The organism is Nocardia sp. NPDC005746 (assembly GCF_040630785.1).
In the GTDB taxonomy this organism is placed as follows: domain Bacteria; phylum Actinomycetota; class Actinomycetes; order Mycobacteriales; family Mycobacteriaceae; genus Nocardia.
This window is the reverse complement of record NZ_JBEXYE010000004.1, coordinates 138,216-160,556: the sequence shown is the minus strand read 5'-3', so window position 1 is coordinate 160,556 and position 22,341 is coordinate 138,216. Positions and strand designations below refer to the sequence as shown.

The following is a 22,341-nucleotide window of genomic DNA, read 5'->3' as shown; positions in this document are numbered from 1 at the left end:
CGGGACGGGCGGAGATCAGAGTTTGCGGAGTCCAACGAGCACCTTTTCCAGCGTGTCGGTAGTGGGCAGCCAATTCCATTGCCGCGACGCGTGATCCGGATGACGCACCGTGATCTTGCCCGCGTGCAGCAGGTCCGACAGGAGGATGACGGTGATGCCCACCGGCAGGCGCAGCTCGGCCGCGATCTCCACCACCGCGGTCGGCGCGCGGCACATATCGAGGATGGCGGCGTGCTCGGACTGCATGCCGCGCACCGGAGCGCTCTCGCTGACCACCAGGGTGACCAGGTCGAAGGCGTCCGAATCCGGTTGGCTGCGACCGCCGGTCAGCGTGTACAGCCGATCCGGATCCTCGTCTGGCCTGGTCACGGCACGCTCGCCCCCGGTACTCGTGGGGCGGCGGCGAGATGCTCGCCGAGCTGTTCGACCAGCTCGCGCATATTGTGGCCGACCAGTCCGGCGTCGGCGTCCTCCGCGGCGACCACCGCGATGTGCGCGCCCACCCCGGCCTCCACGATGAACAGGATGCCCCCGTAGAACTCGGTCATCGACTGCCGCACGCCGCCGCGCCCGTCCCCGAACTCCACCGAGGCCCCGTGCGACAGGCTCTGGATCCCGGCCGCGATCGCCGCCAGCTGATCGGCGCTGTCGTTCCCCAGCCCCGGCGTATGACAGATCTTCAAACCGTCCCCCGACAGCAGCAGCGCGTGCCGCGCCCGCGGCGTGCGCACCAGCAGCTGCTCCAACAGCCAGCCCAATTGTGTGGCGGACGGTGTCATCGATCGGTCTCCCAGGGGTTCGCAGGGGCAGGGTAAGCGCCGGTGCCGGGCTCGCGACCGATCTCGCCGTCCGGGAGCTGTGCGGTCCGACCGGCGGAAGGCGAAGCCGCGGAGGCGTTGTCGCGCAGATCGATCCCGCGCCGGACCGCGTCCATCAATGACCTCGGCAGCAGGGAGGCGTCGCTCGAGCCGTCGAGGCCGAGCGGATCCGGCCGGGTAGAGACGGTGGGAATGCGGCCGCCCGAGGGCGGATCGAGGTTGGTGAGCGGCGAAGACCCTGCGTCGGCGGGGGTCTCCCGACCGGAGACGGCACGCTGGAAGGCGGCCATCGACGACGGGGCGGCCGGCGGACGCGGCGGAGGCGGGGCCGCCGGAACGGTCAAGCCCTCCGGGTGGACGGCGGCGAGGGTGCTGCCGCGCTGCCGCTTCGGCAGACCGCTGGAAGTCGCTGCGTGCGTGCCGGATTCATCCGGCTGACGACCCTGATCGCTGCCGCGCGCGGGGAACTGCGCCGGACCGCTCGGGGCGGTGTGTGCCGAGCCGGCGGGATCGGCATGGTTCGCCGCGGTGGAATCGGGCGCGGCCGCGATGGGCTCGGATCGTTCTGCGCTCGCCGGGTCGAAGGATCCGGTGCGGGCCGTTCCGGCGAGCCCGGGGCCACGCCCCGGTGCGGCGGCCGAGCCTGCCCACGCGGATTCGGCGACCGAGTCATCCGGCCGCGCTGGGACGCGGGTGATCTGGGGTTCCGCGGTGTCGGCGGACGCACCGGCGGCCACCGGGGTGAGGCGGGACAGGGCGCCGGACTGGCGTTCCAGGCGGGTGGTCAGTTCGCGCGGGATGACCACCACGACGGCGGTGCCGCCGATGGCGGAGGGCCGGTAGCTGACGGTCAGGTCGTGCTTGCGGGCCAGGTGCCCGACCACGGCCAGACCCAGGCGGGTGCCGGAGAGTGAGGAGAGGTCGGTGTCGGCGCGGGGGCCCGCCACCGCGGATTCGGCTCTGCGGAGAGCGGATTCGCTCATGACGAGGCCGCTGTCCTCGATGGTGATCACCACACCCGCCGGGACCTCGGCGGCGTAGACATGCACCTCGGTGGTGGGCGGGGAGAAGTTGCAGGCATTGTCGAGTAGCTCGGCCAGCGCGTGCATGACGCCCTCGGCGGCGTGGCCCGCCACGGCGATCTCGGTGACCGCGCGCAGCCGCACCCGCTGGTACCCGGCGACGCGGCCCATGGCTCCGCGCAGGATCGACTCCATGGCAATGGGTTTCGCCCACCGGCGACCGGACCGGGCGCCGCTGAGCACTGCGATGCTGTCGGCCAGTCGCCCGGCCTGGGCGGTGCGGTGGTCGAGTTCGAGCAGGTCGGCCAGCACCTTCGGATCGGCGTGGCGGTGTTCCATCTCGCGTAGCTCGGCCAGCATGGAGGTACTCATGGCCTGCATGCGGCCCGCGGCCCCGGCGAACGCGGCCAGGGCCGCGGCCCGGCGGTGCTCGTTGTCCTTGGCGGCGCGGGCCTGTTCGGCGGCGTGCTCACGGATGTCGTGAACCCGGGCCTCGGACTCGGTGATTCGCGCTTGGGCGGCGGACATGGTCGCGGCCACATGGGCATCGGCCTGCGCGGTGTAGGCGAGAGCTTCGCGGCGCACCGTGTGCGCCCGGTCCCGGTAGTAGGCGGCCGCGGTGAGCGCTCCGGTCAGCAACAACGCCGCCACACTCGCCCCGATGGCCATCGGTATCCGGAATTCGTTGGGGGACAGCAGAACCGCGACCGCGACCACGATCGCGGTGGCTACCAGTGAGACGGCCGTCGTCACATACGGCGGGCGCTGACCCCGAACGGTGTGCTGTTCCCCATTCGGCGGATTGACTGATTCCGACACGCTCCGCACTTCCGAACTACGTCCATCAGGGCGGACGCCCCGATGCCCCCGACCGCGCCCGCCCCGCGGAATGCCGTGCGAAATGCCCGGACCGCCAAGCGGATTCGGTTCTGCCGGACGCAGCATAAGCGCACCCGGTCAGTGGCGCTACCCGAGCGCGTACCCACGGGCAAACATCCGTCCCATCCGTTGGGACAATGGATCGACGGCGCAGGTCAGGGCGCGCCGCGTGGCTCGGAAACGGATCTCTCGTGTTCGCCCGGAGTGAACCTTCGCCGCCCGGCCTTGACCTCAACATATGTCGAGGTTCGATGCTGGGTGCAGCGACGGCCGGTCGAAGCGGTCGTCGGAAGCGAGAGGGAGGCAACGAGATGCGTGCAGTGCAGGTCGAAGAGTTCGGCGGACCCGAGGTGCTGAAGATCGACGAGGTTCCCGACCCCGTCGCCGGGCCCGGCGAAGTGGTGGTGCGGGTCGCGGCCGCCGACGTCATGTTCCTGGACACGATGCTGCGCAGCGGCGCGGCGCGTGACTACTTCCCGGCCGAACCGCCCTTCATCCCCGGCGGCGCGGTCACCGGCACCGTCGAGTCCGTCGGCCCCGACGTCGACGCCGCGTGGGTCGGCAAGCGGGTGGCCACCCCCACCGCGGCCAGTGGCGTCAGCGGCGGCCTGCCCATCGGCGGCTACGCCGAACGAGCCCTGGCCAAGGCCGACACCCTCGCGGCCATCCCCGCCGAGTTGAGTTTCGAGCAGGCCGCCGCCCTGGTCCACGACGGCCGCACCGTGCTCGCCATCGCCGACCGGGCCGCCATCGAACCGGGGCAGTGGGTGCTGGTCACCGCCGCCGCGGGCGGATTGGGCACGCTGCTGGTCCAATTGGCGCGGACCGCCGGAGCGCGGGTGATCGCGGCCGCCCGCGGTGAGGCGAAACTCGCGCTGGCGCAACGACTCGGCGCGCACGAGGTGATCGACTACTCCGAGCCCGGCTGGGCCGAGCGGGTGCGCGAACGCACCGGCGGCGTCGCGGTGGTCCTCGACGGCGCGGGCGGCGAGATCGGCCGCGCGGCACTGGCCGCCGTCGCGCCGGGCGGTCTGCTCATCGCCTACGGCAATGCCGCCGGCGGCTTCGCCGCGGTGGACGCGGAATCCGCTGCGGCCCAGGAGGTCACCGTCGTGACGCTGTTCGAGCTCACCACCCCGGACACCGACTGGCTCGCGCTGCACCAGCGCGCGCACGCCGAAGTCGCGGCCGGACGACTGGAAGTCGTGATCGGCCAGACCTTCCCGCTCGACCGGGCCGCGGCGGCGCACACCGCCATCGGATCGCGCGCCGCGCTGGGTCGCACCCTGCTCACGGTCTGACCGCCATCGGCGTGTCGTGAGCCTCCGCCCAGCGCCGCGGAGCAAGGTGACACCGGGTGCAACGCGACGCGGAGGTGGGCGATGGGCAGGCGGGCAGGTGTGGTCGAGACCGTGGCGACCGGAGTCGGACTGGCGCTGGGCGTCTGCGCCGGCGGAGCGGCGAGCGCGCAACCCGCGCTCGACCCCGGCGCCTTCGACTCGTCCCGCATCCCGCCTCGCACCGCGCTCTCGGTGCGCACGCTGGTCCCCGGCGCGGGCTGGGGCACCACCAACCAGCACGAGGAGCGCGCGGCCCTGTCCCTCGCCAAGCTCTACCTCGCCGATTACGCCCTCAAACACGGCGACGGCTCCGCCGAGGACCGCGACCTCGGTGAACGCATGATCCGCAAATCCGACGACGCCGCCGCCGATCGAATCGAAGCCAAATACCCGTACGCCATCGACGCCGAGGCCACCGAATACCACCTCCGCTCCACCCACAGCCAGGGCGGCTGGGAATTCTCGACCACCAGCACCGCCGACGTGGCCGACTTCCTCGCCGCCAAGATCCGCGACGAACCCGACAGCCCCATCCTGGCGTGGATGGAACAGCCCGCCGACCGAGCCGCCGACGGCACCCGCCAGGACTGGGGCACGGCCCGGCTGCCGCAGGTGTACGGAACCAAGTGGGGTTGGTCCGATGTCGGCGATCCGGAGGTGTCGTCGGTCTCCTTCGGTCCGGGTTTCACCGTCGCCGCCCACACCTACGGCACCCCCGAACAACAGACCGAGGACGTGCTCGCGGCATGGTCGGCGTTGATGCCCGAGGTGAATCCCAAACACTGACACCGCGACTCGGCGCTACCGCCCGCGAAGCTTGTCGGCCATGATGACCAGCCGTTCCGACAGGGGAGCGGAGATCTCGTCCGGGGTCATGGCCGTGGGATCGTCGCACCACACGAAGACGCCCGACCCGATCAATTGGGATCGGCTCGCGGCGGGCAGGGTGCTGAGGTCGACGAAGATCGCGGGATCCCACAGTTTCAGCAGAGCGGGCGGGGTGTTCAGGCCCGATGCGGGTCCGCCGGTGACGAAGTATGTGGGGGTGAAACCGGCATTGACCAAGCGGTTTCCATTCGCGGCGAGCTCGGCGGGGCCGCGGCCGGTGCGGATCCACGGCGCGGTGCCCGCGGACCAGTAGTCGATGATGATCGACGGGTCGAGGCCGAGTCCGCCGGGCCAGTCGAGCCCGTCGTTCCAGACGATCGGCGTCTTGCCCGTCTCGGCCAGAATGCTTGACGCCCAGGTGATGTAGTCGCGCACCGCGTACGGGCTCAATTGGGGATAGCGGTCGAAGTCGCTGACGTACTCGTCCGCGCCGAGGTGCCAGTACGGGCCGGGGAACAGCGGCAGGAATTCGCGCAGCAGATCACCCATGAGTTGATAGGCCGCCGGGTTGGACAGGTCGATCTTGGTCTCCGGTCCGCCGAGCAGCGAATCCTGCTGGGCCTCGGCCGGTGTGGTGTGCGCCGGCACCAGCCGGAGTTCCGGATGGTGGGCGAGGATCTGCCCCATGTGGCTGGGCATGTCGATCTCCGGCACCACCGTGATGCCGTAGCCCTCGGCGTAGGACACCAGCGCGCGGATCTCGTCCTTGGAGTAGGTCTGCGCCGAGTTCACCTCCGGATGGGTGTCGCTGCGCAGCCGGAAGCCCTGATTGTCGGACAGGTGCAGATGCAGCGTGTTCATCCCCGACGCCGACAGCTCCCGCACTCGCGCCTCGAGCCAGTCGATCGGGAAGTACTCGCGCCCGGTATCGACCATGAGCTGACGCCACGGGTACTCGGTGGCAGCGGCGGGTGCGGGCTGCGCCCTGGTCGGCGTCGCGGTGACCAGTCCGGCGGCGAGCAGCGCGGCGATGACCAATCGCCGCTTCACGTTTCCCGTCATGGGTGTCGAGTGTCCTCTCGGTGCGGATGATCGGGGTGTGATCGGGGCCACTGCATGAGACCTTGCGTCCCAAACGGTTGTGAACACACAATAGTTGTGTGCATACAACCGTTGAGGGCCTCGATTCGCGCCGGAAGACGATCATCCTGGTCACCTGCTGCCTGAGCTTGCTGATCTCTTCCATGGACGCGACCATCGTGAACGTCGCCATCCCGACCATTCGCGACGATCTGGGGGCGCCGCTGTCGCGGTTGCAGTGGATCGTCGACGTGTACACGCTGACGCTGGCCAGCCTGCTCATGCTGTCGGGCGCGGCGGCGGACCGGTTCGGACGCAAGCGGGTGTTCCGGATCGGGCTGCTCACCTTCGCGGCCGGATCGCTGTTGTGCAGTCTCGCGCCGAGCATCGAGATCCTGATCGGGGCGCGGTTCGTGCAGGCCATCGGCGGGTCCATGCTGAATCCCGTTGCCATGTCGATCATTACGACGACCTTCACCGGGCGGGTGGAGCGGGCGCGCGCGGTCGGGGTGTGGGGTGCGGTGGTCGGCATCTCGACGGCGCTGGGGCCCATGGTCGGCGGTGTGCTCATCGACAGTCTGGGCTGGCAGTCGGTGTTCTGGATCAATCTGCCCATCGTGGCGGTCGCGTTCACGCTCACCACGATCTTCGTGCCGGAATCGAAGTCGGCCAATCCGCGCGGCATGGATCCGATCGGACAGCTGCTGGCCATCGCGGTGCTGTTCACGCTGGTGTTCGGGCTCATCGAAGCCGAGCCCGCGGTCTTCGTCATCGCGGCGGCCGCGCTGGCCGGATTCGTGTGGCACGAGTCGCGGCACCGGTCGCCGTTCATCGACCTACGCTTCTTCCGTAGCTTCCCGTTCTCCTCGGCCACCGTCATCGCGGTCTGTTCGTTCGCGGCGCTGGGCGCCTTCCTGTTCAGCATGTCGATGTATCTGCAAGGGACGCGGCACTTCTCGGCCGTGCACACCGGACTGCTGTACCTGCCGATGGCGCTGGGCATGCTGTTCTTCTCACCGCTGTCGGGACGACTGGTGGGCCGCTACGGCACCCGGCCGTCGCTGCTGGCCTCCGGTTCGCTGATGGGTGCGGCCGCGGTCCTGCTCACCCTGCTGCGCGCCGACACCCCGATCTGGCAGCTGATCGTCACGTTCGTGCTGTTCGGCATCGGATTCGGCATGGTCAACGCGCCCATCACCACCACCGCGGTCAGCGGGATGCCGCTCGATCGGGCCGGGGCCGCGGCGGCGGTGGCCTCCACCAGCCGCCAGGTCGGGGTGAGTCTCGGTGTGGCACTGTGTGGTGCGCTCACCGGCGCGGGATTGTGGTGGACCATCAGCGGATTCGCCGTGGCCGTCACCGCGCTCGGCGTCGCCGCCAATACCGACTGGGCGTACCGTTCGCGAGACCGGATCGCGCCCCTGCTGGAACAGAAGGTCCCCGTTCATGCCGGATGACACGCCCACCACCGACCAGGTCTGGCGGCAGCTCACCCACCTGGTGATGGACACCCGCGACGGCTGGAAACGCGCGGTGACCGAGCGAACCGGCATGCCGTTCAGCCGGATCCGGGTGCTGCGGCGACTGCGGCCCGGGCCGCTCAGCGCCAAGGACCTGGCCCGGGCGGCCGCCATGGACGCGCCCGCCACCACGGTGGTGGTCAACGACCTCGAGGAACGCGGACTGGTGACCCGCGAGATAGACCCGACCAACCGGCGCAGCAAGCTGATCTCGCTCACCGACGCCGGTGAGCGGGTGGTGGCCCACGCGCTCGCCACGCCCGACCCCGCGCCCGCGGAATTGGCCGACCTCACCCCGGCCGACCTGCGCACCCTCCACGAGATCCTGCGCAAGCTCGAACACTGACTTACCTCTTCGTGATTCAACCGTTATCGTCGAGGCGTGCGACACCGACACTGGAAGTCCATGGCGGCACTGTGCGGCGCGCTGCTGCTCGCGGGCTGCGTGCAGAGCCAAGCCGTCCCGGTCTCGCAGTCGCGCCCGGCGCAGGACGCCCCCGCGAAAGCGGATCTGCCTGCCCTCCCGGTCTTTCCGATCGCCAACCGGACCGTGGTGATCGATCCCGGCCACAATGGCGGCGGCGCGGCCCACGCCGACGAGATCAATGCCAAGGTGCCCGACGGGCGCGGCGGCATGAAGCCCTGCAACACCACCGGCACCAGCGGTGACGACGGCTACACCGAGCACGAATTCAATTGGGCGGTGGCCCAGCTGGTGCGCGATCAGCTCGCCGCCCGCGGCTTCCAGGTGATCATGAGCCGCGACAGTGACACCGGCGTCGGCCCGTGCGTGAACGACCGTGGCACCCTCGGCAATCGGGTCGGCGCAGCGGCCGTGGTGTCGATCCACGCCGACGGCGCGCCCGCCGGGGCGCACGGCTTCCACGTCGCCTACTCCTCGCCCGCGCTCAACGACGCCCAGTCCGGGCCGTCGGTGCAGCTGGCCACCCGGCTGCGCGACACCCTGTCCGGGGCGGGCTTCACGCCGTCGACCTACGTCGGCTCCGACGGCCTGAACCCGCGGCCCGACCTGGCCGGGCTGAACTTCTCCGAGCGTCCGACGGCTCTGGTCGAATGCGGCAATATGCGGGATCCCGGCGATGCCGCCCTCATCGAATCCCGGGACGGCCGTGCCCGATTCGCGCGGGCCATCGCCGACGCCGTCGCGGCCTATCTCGGCTAGCACATTCCCCTGATCGACTCACGGCGCGGGCTCTGACCGTGCCCGGTTTGCCGTGAGTACATTCATCACGTCATTTCGGAAGATTTACGGGAAACCGGACCGCAGCGATCCGGGGAGGACTCCTTGACCACGACCGATGTACGGCCGCGCTCGCGCTTCGCGAACTGGCTACTGGAAGACGCGGGGGAGAACCACTCGCAGATCCAGGGCCCGATGGTGAAGAAGCCGCCCAAGGAGCATCAGCACTCCTGGTGGAAGGTGATGTGCCTGACCGGTGTCGACTACTTCTCGACACTCGGATATCAGCCGGGCATCGCGGCGCTGGCCGCCGGCGTGCTGTCCCCACTCGCGACCATCGTGCTGGTCGCGCTGACCCTGCTGGGCGCGCTACCGGTGTACCGGCGGGTGGCCACGGAGAGCCACGAGGGCGGCGGGTCCATCGCCATGTTCGCCAAATTCCTGCCCAACTGGTGGGGCAAGATCTTCATCCTGGTGCTGCTGGGCTTCGCGGCCACCGACTTCACCATCACCATGACGCTGTCGGCCGCGGACGGCGCGGCGCACATCGTCGAGAACCCGTACGTGCCGGAGTGGCTGGCGGACCAGAACATGACTATCACCCTGGTCCTGCTGGCGCTGCTGGCGGCGGTGTTCCTCAAGGGGTTCAGCGAGGCCATCGGCATCGCGGTCGGACTGGTCGGCGTGTACCTGTCGCTGAACCTGGTGGTGGCCGTGGTCGGCATCGTCAAGGTGCTGGAGGCCCCGCATCTGGTGACCGACTGGACGCATCTGCTGACGGCCAAGCACGGCAACATCTTCGCGATGATCGGCGTCGCGCTGCTGGTGTTCCCGAAGCTGGCGCTGGGTCTGTCCGGCTTCGAGACCGGTGTCGCGGTCATGCCGCAGATCAAGGGCAATCCGGCCGACCCCAAGGACTTTCCGCGCACCCGCATCATCGGCACCCGCAAACTGCTGACCACGGCCGCGCTCATCATGAGCGGCTTCCTGATCGTCACCAGCTTCATCACCACCATCCTGATTCCGGAGCAGGAGTTCCAGGAGGGCGGGCAGGCCAACGGGCGGGCGCTCGCGTATCTGGCGCACGAGCATCTGGGCAACGCGTTCGGCACCGTCTACGACATCAGCACCATCGCGATCCTGTGGTTCGCGGGCGCGTCGGCCATGGCGGGCCTGCTGAACCTGGTCCCGCGCTACCTCCCGCGCTTCGGCATGGCTCCCGAGTGGGCGCGTCAGATCCGGCCGCTGACCCTGGTTTTCGCGCTCATCGCCTTCGGGATCACCTGGTATTTCGACGCGAGCGTGGACGCGCAAGGCGCGGCCTACGCGACCGGTGTGCTGGTGCTGATCACCTCCGCGGCGGTGGCGGTGTCCATTTCGGCCTGGCGCAAACAGCAGTATTCGCGGGTGCTGGGCTTCGGGCTGGTGTCGCTGATCTTCGTCTACACCACCATCGACAACATCATCGAGAAGCCGGAAGGTCTGCACCTCGCGATCCTGTTCGTGCTGGCGACCCTGGTGGTGTCGTTCGCCTCGCGCATCCGCCGGGCGTTCGAGCTGCGGGCCGTCGAGGTGATCTTCGACGAGAAGGCCTGCGCGGTGATCGACCGGCTGGCCGAGCGCGGCGAGATCCGCATCGTCACCCACGACATCACCGACGGGCGTTCGCCGCAGGAGTACGCGGAGAAGGAAGCCGACCAGCGCCGGGAGAGCCACATTCCCGACAGCGAGCCCATCCTCTTCCTCGAGGTCATCGTGAAGGACCCCTCGGAGTTCAGCACCACGCTGCACGTGACCGAGGTGGACGTGGAGGACTATCACATCCTCACCGTCGAGGCCGCGGCCGTGCCGAACTGCATCGCGTCGATCCTGATCGCCATCCGGGACCGGACCGGGGAGTGCCCGCACGTCTACTTCGAATGGACCGAGGGGAACCCGCTCGTCAATCTGGTGCGGTTCATGTTCTTCGGTGAGGGCGAGGTCGCGCCGGTGACCCGGGAGATCCTGCGCCGGGCCATCCCGCGCCGGTCGCAGCGGCCGCACGTGCACGTCGATAGCTGATCGGGGCGGAAAAATCTAGCTGTAACTCCTGGTTTCATACATAGGTAGAATGTTGCTACGCTCACGCAGCAAATCGCTACGAGACCAGGAGTACCGATGAAGCTACTTCCGAAGCTGGGCCGCCGAGAGGTGACCGAACCCGGAGAGGTAGCCCTGCACGCCCGCAACGTCCGGTTCGATTGGTCGAAGACCGAACCGGTCTGGATGAAGCAGGAACCGATCGCCTCGCACGTCCTCAATGCCCTGAGCATGCTGCTGCCCGAAGGTGAGCGCATGTTCCTGGTGACCTTCGGTGAAGCCCTCGAACTGGTCAAGGACGAGAAGCTGCGCGAGGCCATGATCGGGTTCATCGGCCAGGAGTCCATGCACGCCGAGAGCCACCACGGCGCCCTCGAAGAGGTACTGGCCGCCCACGGCATCGACGTCGAGCCCTACGTGCGGCAGGCCGAATTCCTGTTCCGCAAGACGCTGGGCCCGCGCCGGCTCGGCACCACGGCCGCCCAGCAGCAACAGCTCGTCGAACGGCTGGGCGTCATCGCCGCGCTCGAGCACTTCTTCGCCTTCCTCGGCGACTGGGTCATCAACGCCGACCTCGAGCAGTTCGACGCCGACCCGCAGATGCTGGACCTGTTCCGCTGGCACGGGGCCGAAGAGGTCGAGCACCGCATGGTCGCCCACGACGTGGCCGAGTACTTCGAGATCGGCTACGTGCGCCGCGGCGCGCTCATGCTCATCGTGTTCCCGATCTTCATCGCGTTGCTGCTGCGCGGCACCAAGTACCTGGTGCACGCCGACCCCACGCTGCCCGACCACCGCTATCCGATGCTGGTCGCCCGGATCTTCGCGGGCATGTGGCGCGGCTCGGTGCCCGGCATCCCGTCGCTGCTGATCAGCGCGCTGTCCACCTTCAAGCCCGGCTACAGCCCCGAAGGCGTCGGGTCCACCGCGCAGGCCGTGGCCTACCTGGCGCAGTCCCCGGCCGCGCGCGTGATGGCCTCGTGAACGCGGCGATCCGGCCCGTCCCCGTCACACCACCGCAGGATCTGTTCGGCAAGGGACGTGCCGACCGGACCACCCGGGTCCTGGACTTCATCGCCGAGAGCCGTTTGCGCTGGAGCACTTTCGTCAACCGGTACAAACCCGAGGTGCGGGTCGACGCCTGGCGGATTCCGCTGGTCGTCGTCGAACGCCGTGTCGAGGCGCACGACACCGACGTGATCAGCCTGCTGATGACCGCCCCCGACGGGCGGGAACTGCCCGCCTGGCGGCCCGGCGCGCACCTGGATCTGGAACTGCCCTCGGGCAAGGTGCGGCAGTACTCGCTGTGCGGGGACCCCGCCGACCGGCACGCGTATCGCGTTGCGGTGCGGCGCATTCCGGACGGCAACGGCGGCTCCCTCGAGGTGCACGACGAGGTGCGGGTCGGCACCACGATCATCGTGCGCGGGCCGCGCAACGCCTTCCCTTTCGTACTGCCCGGCTACGGATCCTCGTCCGCGCGAGTGCATTTCGTGGCGGGAGGCATCGGGATCACACCGATCCTGCCGATGATCCGGATGGCCGATCGGCTCGGCGTCGACTGGACCATGGTGTATGCCGGGCGGTCCCGCGACACCATTCCGTTCTTGTCCGAGGTGGAGTCGTTCGGGTCGCGGGTCACCGTGCGCACCGACGACGAGCACGGCATCCCCACCGCCGCGGACCTGCTGCCCGGCGTCGGGCCCGACACCTCCGTCTACTGCTGCGGACCGGTCGTCATGACCCAGGTCATCGCCGACGCCGTGCGCACGATGACAGGCAACGGCGCGCGCGGCGTGGAACTGTATTCCGAACGGTTCTCGCCGCCGCCGGTGGTGAACGGCACCGCCTTCCAGGTGGAACTGGCCCGCACCGGCGAGGTGCTCGACGTGCCCGCCGACAAGTCGGTGCTCGAGGAAGTGCTGAAAGCCCGTCCGGACAGCTCGTACTCGTGCCGCCAGGGCTTCTGCCGCACCTGCGTGGTGCGGGTGCGCTCCGGCGAGGTCGACCACCGCGACACCGTGCTCACCGACGCCGAGCGCGCGGCCGGCGACATGCTCATCTGTGTATCCCGTTGCGGCGGGGACCGTTTGGTGCTGGACCTCTAGCACCGTCTCAACGAGGAGAAGATCGTGACCGAAGCCACCGTCATCCCCGCCGCCGAGCGCCTGGTGCGCTCGGGCGAATTCGATATCGCCGTCTACGAATACGGTGAGCCGTCCGCTGAAACCGTTGTGCTGGTGCATGGTTGGCCCGACGACAACCACCTGTGGGACCGCGTGGTGCCGCTGCTCGCCGACCGTTTCCACGTCGTCACCTACGACACCCGCGGCCACGGCCGCTCCACCCGCACCGACCGCACCGAGGACTTCCGGCTCGAGCACTTCGCGGCCGACTTCTTCGCCGTCGCCGACGCCGTGAGTCCCGATGCGCCCGTGCACATCCTGGCCCACGACTGGGGTTCGGTGCAGATGTGGGAGGCCGTGTGCGAGCCGCAGGCCGTCGGCCGGGTCGCATCCTTCACCTCGGTGTCCGGGCCCAACCTCGACCACCTGGGCGCGTGGGTGCGCTCGCGCATGTCGCAGGGCAAGGTGTGGGGTCCGTTCACCCAGCTGCTGTCCTCGCTGTACACCGGTCTGTTCATGACGCCGGGCGTGCCGCGGGTGGTGCTCAAGCCGCTGGGCACCGAGAAGATGTGGTCGCGCTTCGTCGGCCTGATGAACGAGACCTCGCCGGAGAACATCAAGCTGGGACCGGAGTTCCGGCGTGACTTCTTCGACGGCATGCGCATCTACCGCGCCAATATCCTGCAGCGCCTGGGTGATCCGCGCGACCGCCGCACCGAGGTGCCGGTGCAGCTGGTCATCGCGCGCCGCGATGTGGCGGTGCGGCCCGCGGGCTACGCCGACACCAAGGAGTACGCGCCCAACCTGTACCGCCGCGAGGTCGGCGGCGGGCACTGGCTGCCGTTCTCGCACCCGGAACTGCTGGCCACCTCCACCATCGAGCTCATCGACTCGCTCCGCACCGGGGACACGCCGCGCACGCTGCGCCGGGCCGAGGTCGGTTCGGAGCAGCGGCCTTTCGACCACCAGCTGCTGGTGATCACCGGCGGCGGCAGCGGCATCGGCCGTGAGACCGCCCTCGGCTTCGCCCGCAAGGGCGCCGAGGTCGTGCTGTCCGACATCAACCTGGACTCGGCCAAGGAGACCGCGGACCTCATCGCCGGGATCGGCGGTATCGCGCACGCCTACCAGCTCGACGTGTCCGACGCCGAAGCGGTCGCCGAACACGCGAACGCGGTCATCGCCGCGCACGGCGTGCCCGACATCCTGATCAACAATGCCGGCATCGGCGCCGCGGGCGACTTCTTCGACACCTCCGCGGCCGAATTCAACCGGGTGCTCGACATCAACCTGCACGGTGTCATCAACGGCTGCCGCGCGTTCGGCAAGGCCATGGCCGACCGCGGCCTGGGTGGCAATATCGTCAACCTCTCGTCGATGGCCGCGTACACCCCGCAGCGTGGCTTCGCCGCCTACTCGACCTCCAAGTCCGCGGTGTTCATGTTCTCCGACTGCCTGCGCGCCGAACTGGCGGGCAACGGCATCGGTGTGCAGACCATCTGCCCGGGAATCGTGCATACGAATATCGTTGCCAACACCCGGTTCTCGGGTGTTTCCGCCGAGGAAGAGGCGGCCAAGCAGCAGCGCTACGACAAGCTGTACGCGGCCCGCCGCTACGGCCCCGAGAAGGTCGCCGACCAGATCGTCAAGGCCGTCGAGAACGGACGCGACGTGGTGCCGGTGACACCGGAGGCGTGGCTCCAGTACCGCTTCAACCGCTTCGCGCCCGCCGTCGCCCGCTTCTTCGCGGCCCGCGTGAAGCTGACGTAGCGAGTACGCGCCCCCGAGGGGCTCACGCCGGTGATGAGCCCCTCGGTAAATGCGCTTGTCGCACCGCCCCTCCCCGCGTAGCTTTCGGCTCAGCCTCGCAGCCACAGGGGCCGCGGGACGGGGGAGGAGGCCGACGATGTTCGCTGTCGGATTCATTGTTGTCTTCATCGTGTTCACGCTGGTCGTCGTGGCGGTGGTCACCAACCGAGGTGAACGCGATCGAGCGCGTGGAAGACGCGACAAGCGCTGGGGACTCGGCTCCGGCGGCGGCGACTGGACCGTCGACTCGGGCGACCGCGGTAGCGGATGGTCCCCCGGAGGCGACGCCCACGGCCATCACATGGGCGGTGGCCACGGACACCACGGGAGCAGCGGCCACGATCACCACGGTGGCACCAGCCACGGCCACCACGGTTGCGGCGGCGGGCACAGCGGCTGCGGCGGTGGCAGCAGCTCCAGCAGCAGCTGTGGCGGCGGTGGTTGCGGCGGCGGCAACTAGCCCGCCCGCAACTCCGCCTCGATCGAGTGGACCTGCTCGGTGGGGATACCCCACGGATGGTCCACTCCCACAACGCTGTCCAGGTTCCACAGCACGCATTCCTCGCCCGGTCGCGCCACGAACGACCACGCGACGACGGTGCGTCCCAGCTGCTCCGCCATCGGGTCCCCGGACCCCGTGCCCTCCCCGTCCGGGAAGTGGTGCAGGAATCGCCCGTACGCGTCATCACACAGGCGCGCATACCGTTTCGTGCACAGGATGAGCCCGTGCCACGCCTCGTCCACCGCGTGCGACGGCATCCCGATCACCCGATCGTCGCGCATGGCCGCCCCGCAGCACCGCAACCACTGCCGTAACCCGGTCTCCACCAGCTCCCGCGGCTGCCACGGGCAGGTCTTGAACACCGCCTCCGGGATCTCCAGTGCGTCGACCACCCGATTGACCTGTTCGATGCTCGGACGCCGAGAACGGTTCAGCAACATGGCTACACGCTACGTCGAATCTGGTGACCGGGCAGGGCCCGATAAATAGGTTGGTCGAAGCGGTTCCCCGAGCGTATTTTTCGGCTATATCTCGCGGTCACGGCTGCCGCGAGACGGGGGAGGAGGCCGGCGATGATCGGCATCATAATTTCCGTGATCCTGTGTATCGGCTTCGTGAGCGCGCTGAGTTACGGGCTCATAGAGGGCATCCGGTCCGATCTCGAGGTGAAGCGCCGGAGGGAGAGATGGCGTGCTGGGGGAGGCTGGGTCGGTGGCGCGGCCTACAGCGGCGGTTCCGTCAACAGCAGCGGCGGTGTGATCAACTGCGGCGCCGGCGGGGACCCCGGTAGCGGCAGTGGCTGCGGCGGCGGGCACAGCGGGTGCAGCGGTGGCAGCGGCTGCGGTGGCGGAGGTTGCGGCGGTGGTGGAGGTTGCGGTGGTGGTGGCGGAGGGGGTTGCGGCGGTGGTGGCGGCGGGTGCGGTGGCGGCGGCGGTTAGCCACGCGTCCACCGCCCGATCGACTGGATCGAGCGGTGGCCGCGGGAACCGGTTCGGCGGCATCGGGTGACGCCGCGTTGGCTCACCGCGGGTCGGCTACGGGTTCGTTCTCCTCGCCGCGAGTGGCGTAGATGCTGGTGAGGGTGACCGTCGTCAGCACCACCACGATCACCACCAGCGAGGCGGCGGTGGGGATGGTCGGAACGCCGCTCCAAATGCCGTGGGCCCAGTGCAGGACCAGCTTCACGCCGATGAAGGCGAGGATGGCGGCGAGACCGTAGGCCAGGTGCACCAGGCGGGACAGGGCGGCGTGCAGGACGAAATACAGTGCGCGCAAGCCGAGTAGCGCGAAGGCGTTGGTGGCGAAGACCAGGAACGGGTCGCCGGTGACGCCGTACACCGCGGGGACCGAGTCGACGGCGAAGACGATGTCGGTGGCCATGACGGCGGCCACGACCAGGGCGAGCGGGGTCAGGACGCGGCGGAACCGGCCGGGCCGGTCCGGGTCGGCTTCCTTCACCGTCATCTTGGTGCCGCGGTAGTCGTCGGTGACCGGCCAGATGCGGCGCAGCAGCTGCACCGACCTCATGTTGGCGACGTCCAGTTCCTGCTCGTGTCCGCCGGCCGCGTCGGCCAGCAGCTTCAGCGCGGTGACCAGCAAGATCAGGCCGAACAGCAGGAACGCCCAGTCCAGGGTGGCCAGGGCGGCCGCGCCCAGGGCGATGAAGATGCCGCGCAGCACCAGCGCGCCCGCGATGCCGTACAGCAGCACCCGCTGTGCCAGCGCCGCCGGGACCGCGAACGCCGACAGCAGCAGCATGAAGATGAACAGGTTGTCCACCGACAGCGACTTCTCCAGCAGATAGCCGGTGAAGAACTCCACCGCGGGGGTGCCGCCGTTGTTGAACCACAGGAACACGCCGAAGGCGACCGGCAGGGCGATGTAGAAGGCCGTCCAGCCGATGGCCTCCCGCATGGACACCTCGTGCGGGCGGCGGGTGAGCGTGAAATCGAGAACCAGCAGCGCCAGCACCGCGGCGATCGTTCCACCCCACAACCAGGGGGTTCCGATGCTGTCGATGACGGGGGTAGCGGCTAGGAGAGTGGGGGTAGCACTCATGGGACCTCCTCGGACATGGCAAACCAGCCGAGGTCTCCTTCACCCGCGGACACCGTGGGCAACCACCCGGGGGACGCGACGACGCGGCCCGTACTGACCGGAATGGTTCGTGGGAAGTACTCCCCTCTGCCCAGCAGGGTAGCCGACCCTTAGCGGGTCGGTCTACCTGATCCGCGTTTCAGCGCGGTGTGAGCACCACCACCGCGATCGGCCGCGACGTCATGGTCTGATACTGCGTATAGCGGCCCTTGTTCACCTTGTCGGCCAGCTGGAACCGGCGCGCGTAGTCCGGATTGTTCGGATAGATGGCGGTGGCCGTGACCGGAATCCGCTGGGTCCCGATCTGGATCACACATTCCGGCCGGGCCTTCACATTCGCCAGCCAGCCCGGCGGCCGGGGCGACCCGCCGTTGGAAGCCGTCACCAGATAGTTCTTGCCGTCCTTGGCGTAGGTCAGCGCATTCGTGCGCTCCTGACCGGTCTTCCGTCCCACAGTCCGCAGCAGCAGTGTCGGATTCCCGAACAACAACTTGTGCCCGATCGCCCCGTGGCTGTTCTCGTAGATCCACTGATGCGCCTTCAGCACGTTCCCGAACAGACTCGACATCCTGTGCCTCCCTGCCGTTGGTGGTCGCCTCAGATTAACGCTTCACGATCAGGTCACGATCCTGTGGATACGTTTCGGCAGCCGGCTCCCGCCGGGACACGAAAATCGCACGACAACAAAAGGATTCACCCCATGACCACAGCCCTCGCCACGCCGATCAAACCCCGCAACCCCGTGCTGGTGTGGCTGGTCTGGCCGCTGTTGACCCTCGGCATCTACTTCCTGGTCTGGTACTACAAGATCCACAAGGAGATGGCCGAACTCCGCCGCGACCCCGAAGCCCCCGTCGCCGGCCCCCTCCTGGTCATGATTCTGCTCTCCTGGACCGGCATCGCCGCCCTGATCAGCTTCTGGCGCACCGGCACCCGCATCGGCCAGTCCCAGGAAGCCGCAGGCCTCGAACCCACCTGCAACCCCCTCCTCGGCTTCCTGCTCAACTTCGTCTTCGGCCTCGGCATCCTCTACTACCAGCTCGAACTCAACAAGATCGCCGACGGCCCCACCGCCGCCCGATAGGTCCGACTGGGCATCGCCCCCGCCGAAGCGGTAGCATCTCGCGGAGCCCGCGGTGATCTGCGGCGGTCTGGGGCGGTAGCTCAGTCGGTTAGAGCCGTGGACTCATAATCCATTGGTCGCGGGTTCGAGCCCCGCCCGCCCCACAAACCCCTCTGACCAGGGGTTTTTGTCGTTTCTGGAGAGATTTCAATCTAGAACAGCGCTCTTCCGCGAATAGATTACGGGCGTGCCATCGCACCATGGGGAGCGCTTCGCTGGACGACATACCTGGTCCACATCGGCTACTTCGCCGATTACCTTCTCTCCGAGTCACTTCCGATCGAAGCACCCGACATCACCCGCGACCATATCGGCGGATACATCGAGCGGCGGAACAACCAACACACCCAGCTCGCTGAGACGATCGCGCACCGGACTGCTCGCATGCGTCGCTGTACGCGCGGATCCTCTCGGCCATCTCCTGTTGAAGCCCGCTGAGTCCGAATTCCCCGACGTGAAGTATCTCGACAGCCGCGAGGGTCTTCTCCCACTCGACCCGCATCATGTTCACCGTCTCGACCACAGCGACCTCGGGGACTACGACTTGCGTCTTCCACTCGTCACGGTGCGCGGCCACAGAATCCCAAACGCGCGACCGGAGCATCGGTGATCCACGAAAGATGTTGGTATCGACAACGTCTGGACCGATGACGGCACGGGAAACCGCAACAGCTGCCCGATCCGGTTTCACCCGCATCTCGCCGACGAGCTGTCCACTCTCGGCCTATCGGATCGGGTGCGCTACGCACAAACCTGCGGAGGCTCGAGCAGTACACTTCCCGATGATCCAATGCGCGATTCCTGGGAGCTCGCGAACAGCTACCGCAGTGCGATGGGCAGTTCTGTAGGTGCTGTGGCGAATCCGCAACTGCCGACTTACTTCGGCGGTCTCCTCGATTCGATCCAGCTGCCCAACCTGGCGGCGACCTGTGCGCCCTCCGAAGGCATGTCCACGTTGATGGACGGCTTTGCTTTGAGAGCGTTCGGTGACACGGACGAGTGGCAGAACACGGCGGGTATCGGCTCGTCGGCAGGAGTTCCCTGGTCGACACGCCTTATCGCCGCATTGCTCCTCAGCCTGATATGTCCGATAGGCTCTATTGCCAGCCAACAGCGGCTGTTCCTGTGATATCGGACTCTGGAAGAAGCGCTAGCGCACATCTTCGAGAAAGGATCCAGGTTTGCGGCGTCTACTAATCGTCGCCGCGGCGGGCACGGCCGTGGCAACCCTGGGCGTGTGGGTCTGGGGTACCAACCTGGGCCGAGCCCAGCCGCCCGGCTCGGAGGTAACCGGTTCGGGAGTTCATCTGACGGCATCCGTCGACAGCGTCGGGGTGAATCTGCCTGGTAACCGGACTCCGAATTTCCTCTTGACGTTCGCGCATGCCGCGCAGATGTCCGGCGATTACTCGGTCAATGTGGAGGGTGACCCGATCACGTCCGGTCAGGCCGTCGCAGGGTTCATCCTCGGCTGCGGAATCAGTGTGGCCGGCGGCTTCACCGTCGGAATCGAGCCCAATCAAGGCTTGGTCGGCGCCCTTGCCCCGACAGTGAGCCCTGTCAGCGCGCCGATTGCGACGGCGGCCACTCCCGTGCCGACTACGTCCACCGCCTCCGTCATCACCCCCAGCGCCATCACACCCAGTACCCGCCCGGTCGGCTTCGCCATAACCACTACCAGCCCAGCCGCTGCCCCAACCACCCCGACGACCCCAACCACCCCGACAACCACGACGACCCCGACAACCACGACGACCCCGACAACCACGACGACCACGACAACCACGACGACCACGACGACCACGACGACTACGACGACTACGACGACCCCAACCACCACCACCCCAACCACCACCACCCCAACCACCACCACCCCAACCAGTGCCAGTCCACCCAGCATCGACCTCGGACCCAGTGTCGGTGGAGTACTGGGCCTGCTAGAGGTCTTGACGGCCACGTTGGGGCCCGGCCAGGTCACCGTCGCGACAACGGCGACGTCGGCCCTGGACGACACCACAGTGTTCCCGTACCGCATCTCTTTCGACAGCGCCGCGTTGAATGTCGCCCAATGCGCCTCGCCGGTGTCGGCTGTCCCCTTCGTTACGGCCACGGTGAGTACCGTGCGGGGGGTTGTACAGACCACCGCCTACGGCGATCAGTTCACCTTCTGAGGCCCGGAGCCGCTTCGAGAAGGGTTGGGGGTCAGCGAATCCGGAACACCGGTCCGCGGGGGGCGGAACGGCAGCGCAGGCCCGCAGGGATGCAGACCGGTATGACCGCCATCGCAGGTTCTCTGATCACCACCATCGAATCGATTTGGGGCCTCGACATGATGGGGACCATCTTCCTCGGCTGAGAACGTGCTCGGGATGGTGAGCCGGCCACTGACGAGACTGGGCCGGCGTACTTACCGGAAGACTTTGCCGGGGTTGAGAATCCCGTCGGGGTCCAGCGCGGTCTTGACCGCGCGGTGCATGTCGAGGACCGCGGGGGACAGCTCCTGCCGCAGGCCGGACATCTTCAACAGCCCAACGCCGTGCTCGCCGGTGACCGTGCCGCCGAATTCCAGCCCCGCCGTGATGATGTCGTCGAACGCAGCCTGCGCTCGGATGCGCTGCGCGTCGTCGTCGGGCGGGACGATCAGCAGCGGGTGCAGGTTGCCGTCGCCGGCATGCGCTATGTTCGCGATGACCACGCCATGCGCGTCGCCGATCTGTTCGATCCTCGCCAGCATGTCCGGCACATGCTTTTTCGGTACGCAGATGTCCTCGGTCAGCACCGGGCCGAGGCGCTCCATCGCCGGGTAGGCGAGGCGGCGCGCTGCGAACAACGCGTCGGCCTCGGTCTGATCGGTGGACGCCGCCGCCCACGTCGCACCGCCGTCGGTGAAGGACCGCACCATCCGTTCGGCCTCGTCGTCACCGACGGCGCCGGGGGTGTCGATGCGGCCGAGCAGCACCACGTTCGCCTCGGCCGAGATGTCCATGTGCTTCCAGTCATCGACGGCCTGCAGGCACCTCTTGTCGACGAGCTCCAGCGCGGACGGTGTCAATCCCGCGTCGGCTACGGCCCGGATGGCCTTTCCGGCGTCGACCAGGGAGTCGAAGTAGCCGGCGATCGTCCGCTGCTGTTGCTGTAGCGGACGCAGCTTCACGGTGATCTCCGTGATGATGCCGAGCGTGCCCTCGGATCCGACCATCAGCCCGGTGAGGTCATATCCGGCAACGCCTTTCGCGGTCTGCCGACCCAACCGAACCAGCTCGCCGGTACCGGTGACGACCTCGACGCCGAGGACATAGTCGCGGGTGACGCCGTATTTGACGCAGCAGATGCCGCCGGCGTTGGTCGCGACGTTGCCGCCGATGGTCGACCACGGCGAACTGGCCGGATCCGGCGGATACCAGAGCCCCTCGGTGGCGCACGCCGCCCGCAGGTCATCGTTGACGACGCCCGGCTCGACGACCGCGATCCGCTCGAGCCGGTCGATCCGCTTGACCGCCGTCATCTGCTCCAGCGATACGATCACGCATCCCGGCACGGCGTTGGCGCCGCCCGAGAGCCCGGTTCCCGCACCGCGCGGTACGACGGGGATGCCGTGCAGCCGGCAGTACCGCACCAGCGCCTGGACCTCGGCCGCCGATCGAGCGCGCAGCACCGCGAGAGCATCGTGGTAGGGCGCCCACGCTGCCTCGTCGTGCTGGTATCGGTCGACGATGTCGGGGTCGGTGACGAAGCGATCCTCAGGGATCTCGTCGCCCAGCGCGGCGATCAGATCCGGCCCATCGACGGCTGCACTCATGCCAGCACCATAAGCCGCACAGGACATCCGTTCCGGGCCTCGAGTCGAAGTTCATCCGTTGAGCGGGACGGTCGCTTCCGGCCGTCACTTCTCGATCGAATGATCAAGAAGCTGAAAT

The 22,341-nt window shown here is 68.2% G+C and carries 21 protein-coding genes and 1 tRNA gene; 14 read left to right on the top strand and 8 right to left on the bottom strand.

Going from position 1 to position 22,341, the window contains the following annotated elements; all coding sequences use genetic code 11:
• Positions 1-15: 15 nt before the first annotated feature.
• Genes ABZ412_RS09615 through ABZ412_RS09605 form a run of 3 tightly spaced genes read right to left on the bottom strand, consistent with a single transcriptional unit; the run spans position 16 to position 2,659 of the window.
• Entirely contained in the window at positions 16-369 is a 354-nt protein-coding gene (locus tag ABZ412_RS09615; protein WP_357086153.1) for a DUF742 domain-containing protein, read from the bottom strand.
• A complete protein-coding gene (locus ABZ412_RS09610; protein WP_357278488.1) occupies positions 366-779 on the bottom strand; it encodes a roadblock/LC7 domain-containing protein in 414 nt (137 codons plus the stop codon). The genes ABZ412_RS09615 and ABZ412_RS09610 overlap by 4 nt, the downstream gene beginning before the upstream one ends.
• Entirely contained in the window at positions 776-2,659 is a 1,884-nt protein-coding gene (locus tag ABZ412_RS09605; RefSeq protein WP_357278486.1) for an ATP-binding protein, read from the bottom strand. The genes ABZ412_RS09610 and ABZ412_RS09605 overlap by 4 nt, the downstream gene beginning before the upstream one ends.
• A gap of 371 nt (positions 2,660-3,030) precedes the next feature.
• On the opposite strand from ABZ412_RS09605, the gene ABZ412_RS09600 reads away from it, so the two are divergent.
• A complete protein-coding gene (locus ABZ412_RS09600; RefSeq protein WP_357278484.1) occupies positions 3,031-4,020 on the top strand; it encodes a zinc-binding dehydrogenase in 990 nt (329 codons plus the stop codon).
• An 81-nt stretch (positions 4,021-4,101) separates the two neighbouring features.
• Positions 4,102-4,845 (top strand): hypothetical protein, encoded by a 744-nt coding sequence (locus tag ABZ412_RS09595; protein WP_357278482.1) that lies wholly within the window; start codon positions 4,102-4,104, stop codon positions 4,843-4,845.
• Between the two features lie 15 nt (positions 4,846-4,860).
• Here ABZ412_RS09595 and ABZ412_RS09590 read toward each other — a convergent pair whose 3' ends face one another.
• Positions 4,861-5,949, bottom strand: a complete 1,089-nt coding sequence (locus ABZ412_RS09590) for a family 20 glycosylhydrolase (protein ID WP_357278480.1) — start codon at positions 5,947-5,949, stop codon at positions 4,861-4,863.
• A gap of 98 nt (positions 5,950-6,047) precedes the next feature.
• Here ABZ412_RS09590 and ABZ412_RS09585 point away from each other — a divergent pair, with 98 nt between their 5' ends.
• The 8 genes from ABZ412_RS09585 (at position 6,048) to ABZ412_RS09550 (ending at position 15,162) form a co-directional block, all read left to right on the top strand.
• Positions 6,048-7,424 carry an MFS transporter gene (locus tag ABZ412_RS09585; RefSeq protein WP_357278477.1) on the top strand — a complete coding sequence of 459 codons (1,377 nt, stop codon included), beginning with the start codon at positions 6,048-6,050 and terminating at the stop codon, positions 7,422-7,424.
• On the top strand, positions 7,414-7,833 hold the full coding sequence (locus ABZ412_RS09580; RefSeq protein WP_357278475.1) for a MarR family transcriptional regulator: 420 nt from the start codon (positions 7,414-7,416) through the stop codon (positions 7,831-7,833). Before ABZ412_RS09585 ends, ABZ412_RS09580 begins: the two co-directional genes overlap by 11 nt.
• Before the next feature lie 36 nt (positions 7,834-7,869).
• Entirely contained in the window at positions 7,870-8,670 is an 801-nt protein-coding gene (locus ABZ412_RS09575; protein WP_357278473.1) for an N-acetylmuramoyl-L-alanine amidase, read from the top strand.
• A 213-nt stretch (positions 8,671-8,883) separates the two neighbouring features.
• A complete protein-coding gene (locus ABZ412_RS09570; RefSeq protein ID WP_357279019.1) occupies positions 8,884-10,749 on the top strand; it encodes an amino acid transporter in 1,866 nt (621 codons plus the stop codon).
• A gap of 96 nt (positions 10,750-10,845) precedes the next feature.
• Entirely contained in the window at positions 10,846-11,751 is a 906-nt protein-coding gene (locus ABZ412_RS09565) for a metal-dependent hydrolase (protein ID WP_357278471.1), read from the top strand.
• A complete protein-coding gene (locus ABZ412_RS09560; RefSeq protein ID WP_357278468.1) occupies positions 11,748-12,875 on the top strand; it encodes a PDR/VanB family oxidoreductase in 1,128 nt (375 codons plus the stop codon). Before ABZ412_RS09565 ends, ABZ412_RS09560 begins: the two co-directional genes overlap by 4 nt.
• Positions 12,876-12,899: 24 nt before the next feature.
• Positions 12,900-14,663: an SDR family oxidoreductase gene (locus tag ABZ412_RS09555; RefSeq protein ID WP_357278466.1), complete on the top strand. Its 1,764-nt coding sequence runs from the start codon at positions 12,900-12,902 to the stop codon at positions 14,661-14,663.
• A 136-nt stretch (positions 14,664-14,799) separates the two neighbouring features.
• Entirely contained in the window at positions 14,800-15,162 is a 363-nt protein-coding gene (locus tag ABZ412_RS09550; protein ID WP_357278463.1) for a hypothetical protein, read from the top strand.
• Here the strand turns inward: ABZ412_RS09550 and ABZ412_RS09545 are convergent.
• The 3 genes from ABZ412_RS09545 to ABZ412_RS09535 form a co-directional block, all read right to left on the bottom strand.
• Positions 15,159-15,644 (bottom strand): hypothetical protein, encoded by a 486-nt coding sequence (locus ABZ412_RS09545; RefSeq protein ID WP_357278461.1) that lies wholly within the window; start codon positions 15,642-15,644, stop codon positions 15,159-15,161. The genes ABZ412_RS09550 and ABZ412_RS09545 overlap by 4 nt on opposite strands.
• Positions 15,645-16,224: 580 nt before the next feature.
• A complete protein-coding gene (locus ABZ412_RS09540) occupies positions 16,225-17,262 on the bottom strand; it encodes a TerC/Alx family metal homeostasis membrane protein (RefSeq protein WP_357278459.1) in 1,038 nt (345 codons plus the stop codon).
• A gap of 178 nt (positions 17,263-17,440) precedes the next feature.
• Entirely contained in the window at positions 17,441-17,869 is a 429-nt protein-coding gene (locus ABZ412_RS09535; RefSeq protein ID WP_357278456.1) for a nitroreductase/quinone reductase family protein, read from the bottom strand.
• A 132-nt stretch (positions 17,870-18,001) separates the two neighbouring features.
• Here ABZ412_RS09535 and ABZ412_RS09530 point away from each other — a divergent pair, with 132 nt between their 5' ends.
• From ABZ412_RS09530 to ABZ412_RS09515, 4 genes are all read left to right on the top strand, one after another.
• A complete protein-coding gene (locus ABZ412_RS09530; protein ID WP_357278454.1) occupies positions 18,002-18,385 on the top strand; it encodes a DUF4234 domain-containing protein in 384 nt (127 codons plus the stop codon).
• 69 nt (positions 18,386-18,454) lie between these two features.
• Positions 18,455-18,528, top strand: a tRNA-Ile gene (locus ABZ412_RS09525).
• A 686-nt stretch (positions 18,529-19,214) separates the two neighbouring features.
• Positions 19,215-19,553, top strand: coding sequence for a hypothetical protein (locus tag ABZ412_RS09520; protein WP_357278452.1), 339 nt, complete (start codon positions 19,215-19,217; stop codon positions 19,551-19,553).
• A gap of 265 nt (positions 19,554-19,818) precedes the next feature.
• Entirely contained in the window at positions 19,819-20,595 is a 777-nt protein-coding gene (locus tag ABZ412_RS09515) for an MspA family porin (RefSeq protein ID WP_357279016.1), read from the top strand.
• A 236-nt stretch (positions 20,596-20,831) separates the two neighbouring features.
• On the opposite strand, the gene ABZ412_RS09510 is transcribed toward ABZ412_RS09515, so the two are convergent.
• Positions 20,832-22,223, bottom strand: a complete 1,392-nt coding sequence (locus ABZ412_RS09510) for an FAD-linked oxidase C-terminal domain-containing protein (RefSeq protein ID WP_357278450.1) — start codon at positions 22,221-22,223, stop codon at positions 20,832-20,834.
• Between the last annotated feature and the right edge of the window lie 118 nt (positions 22,224-22,341).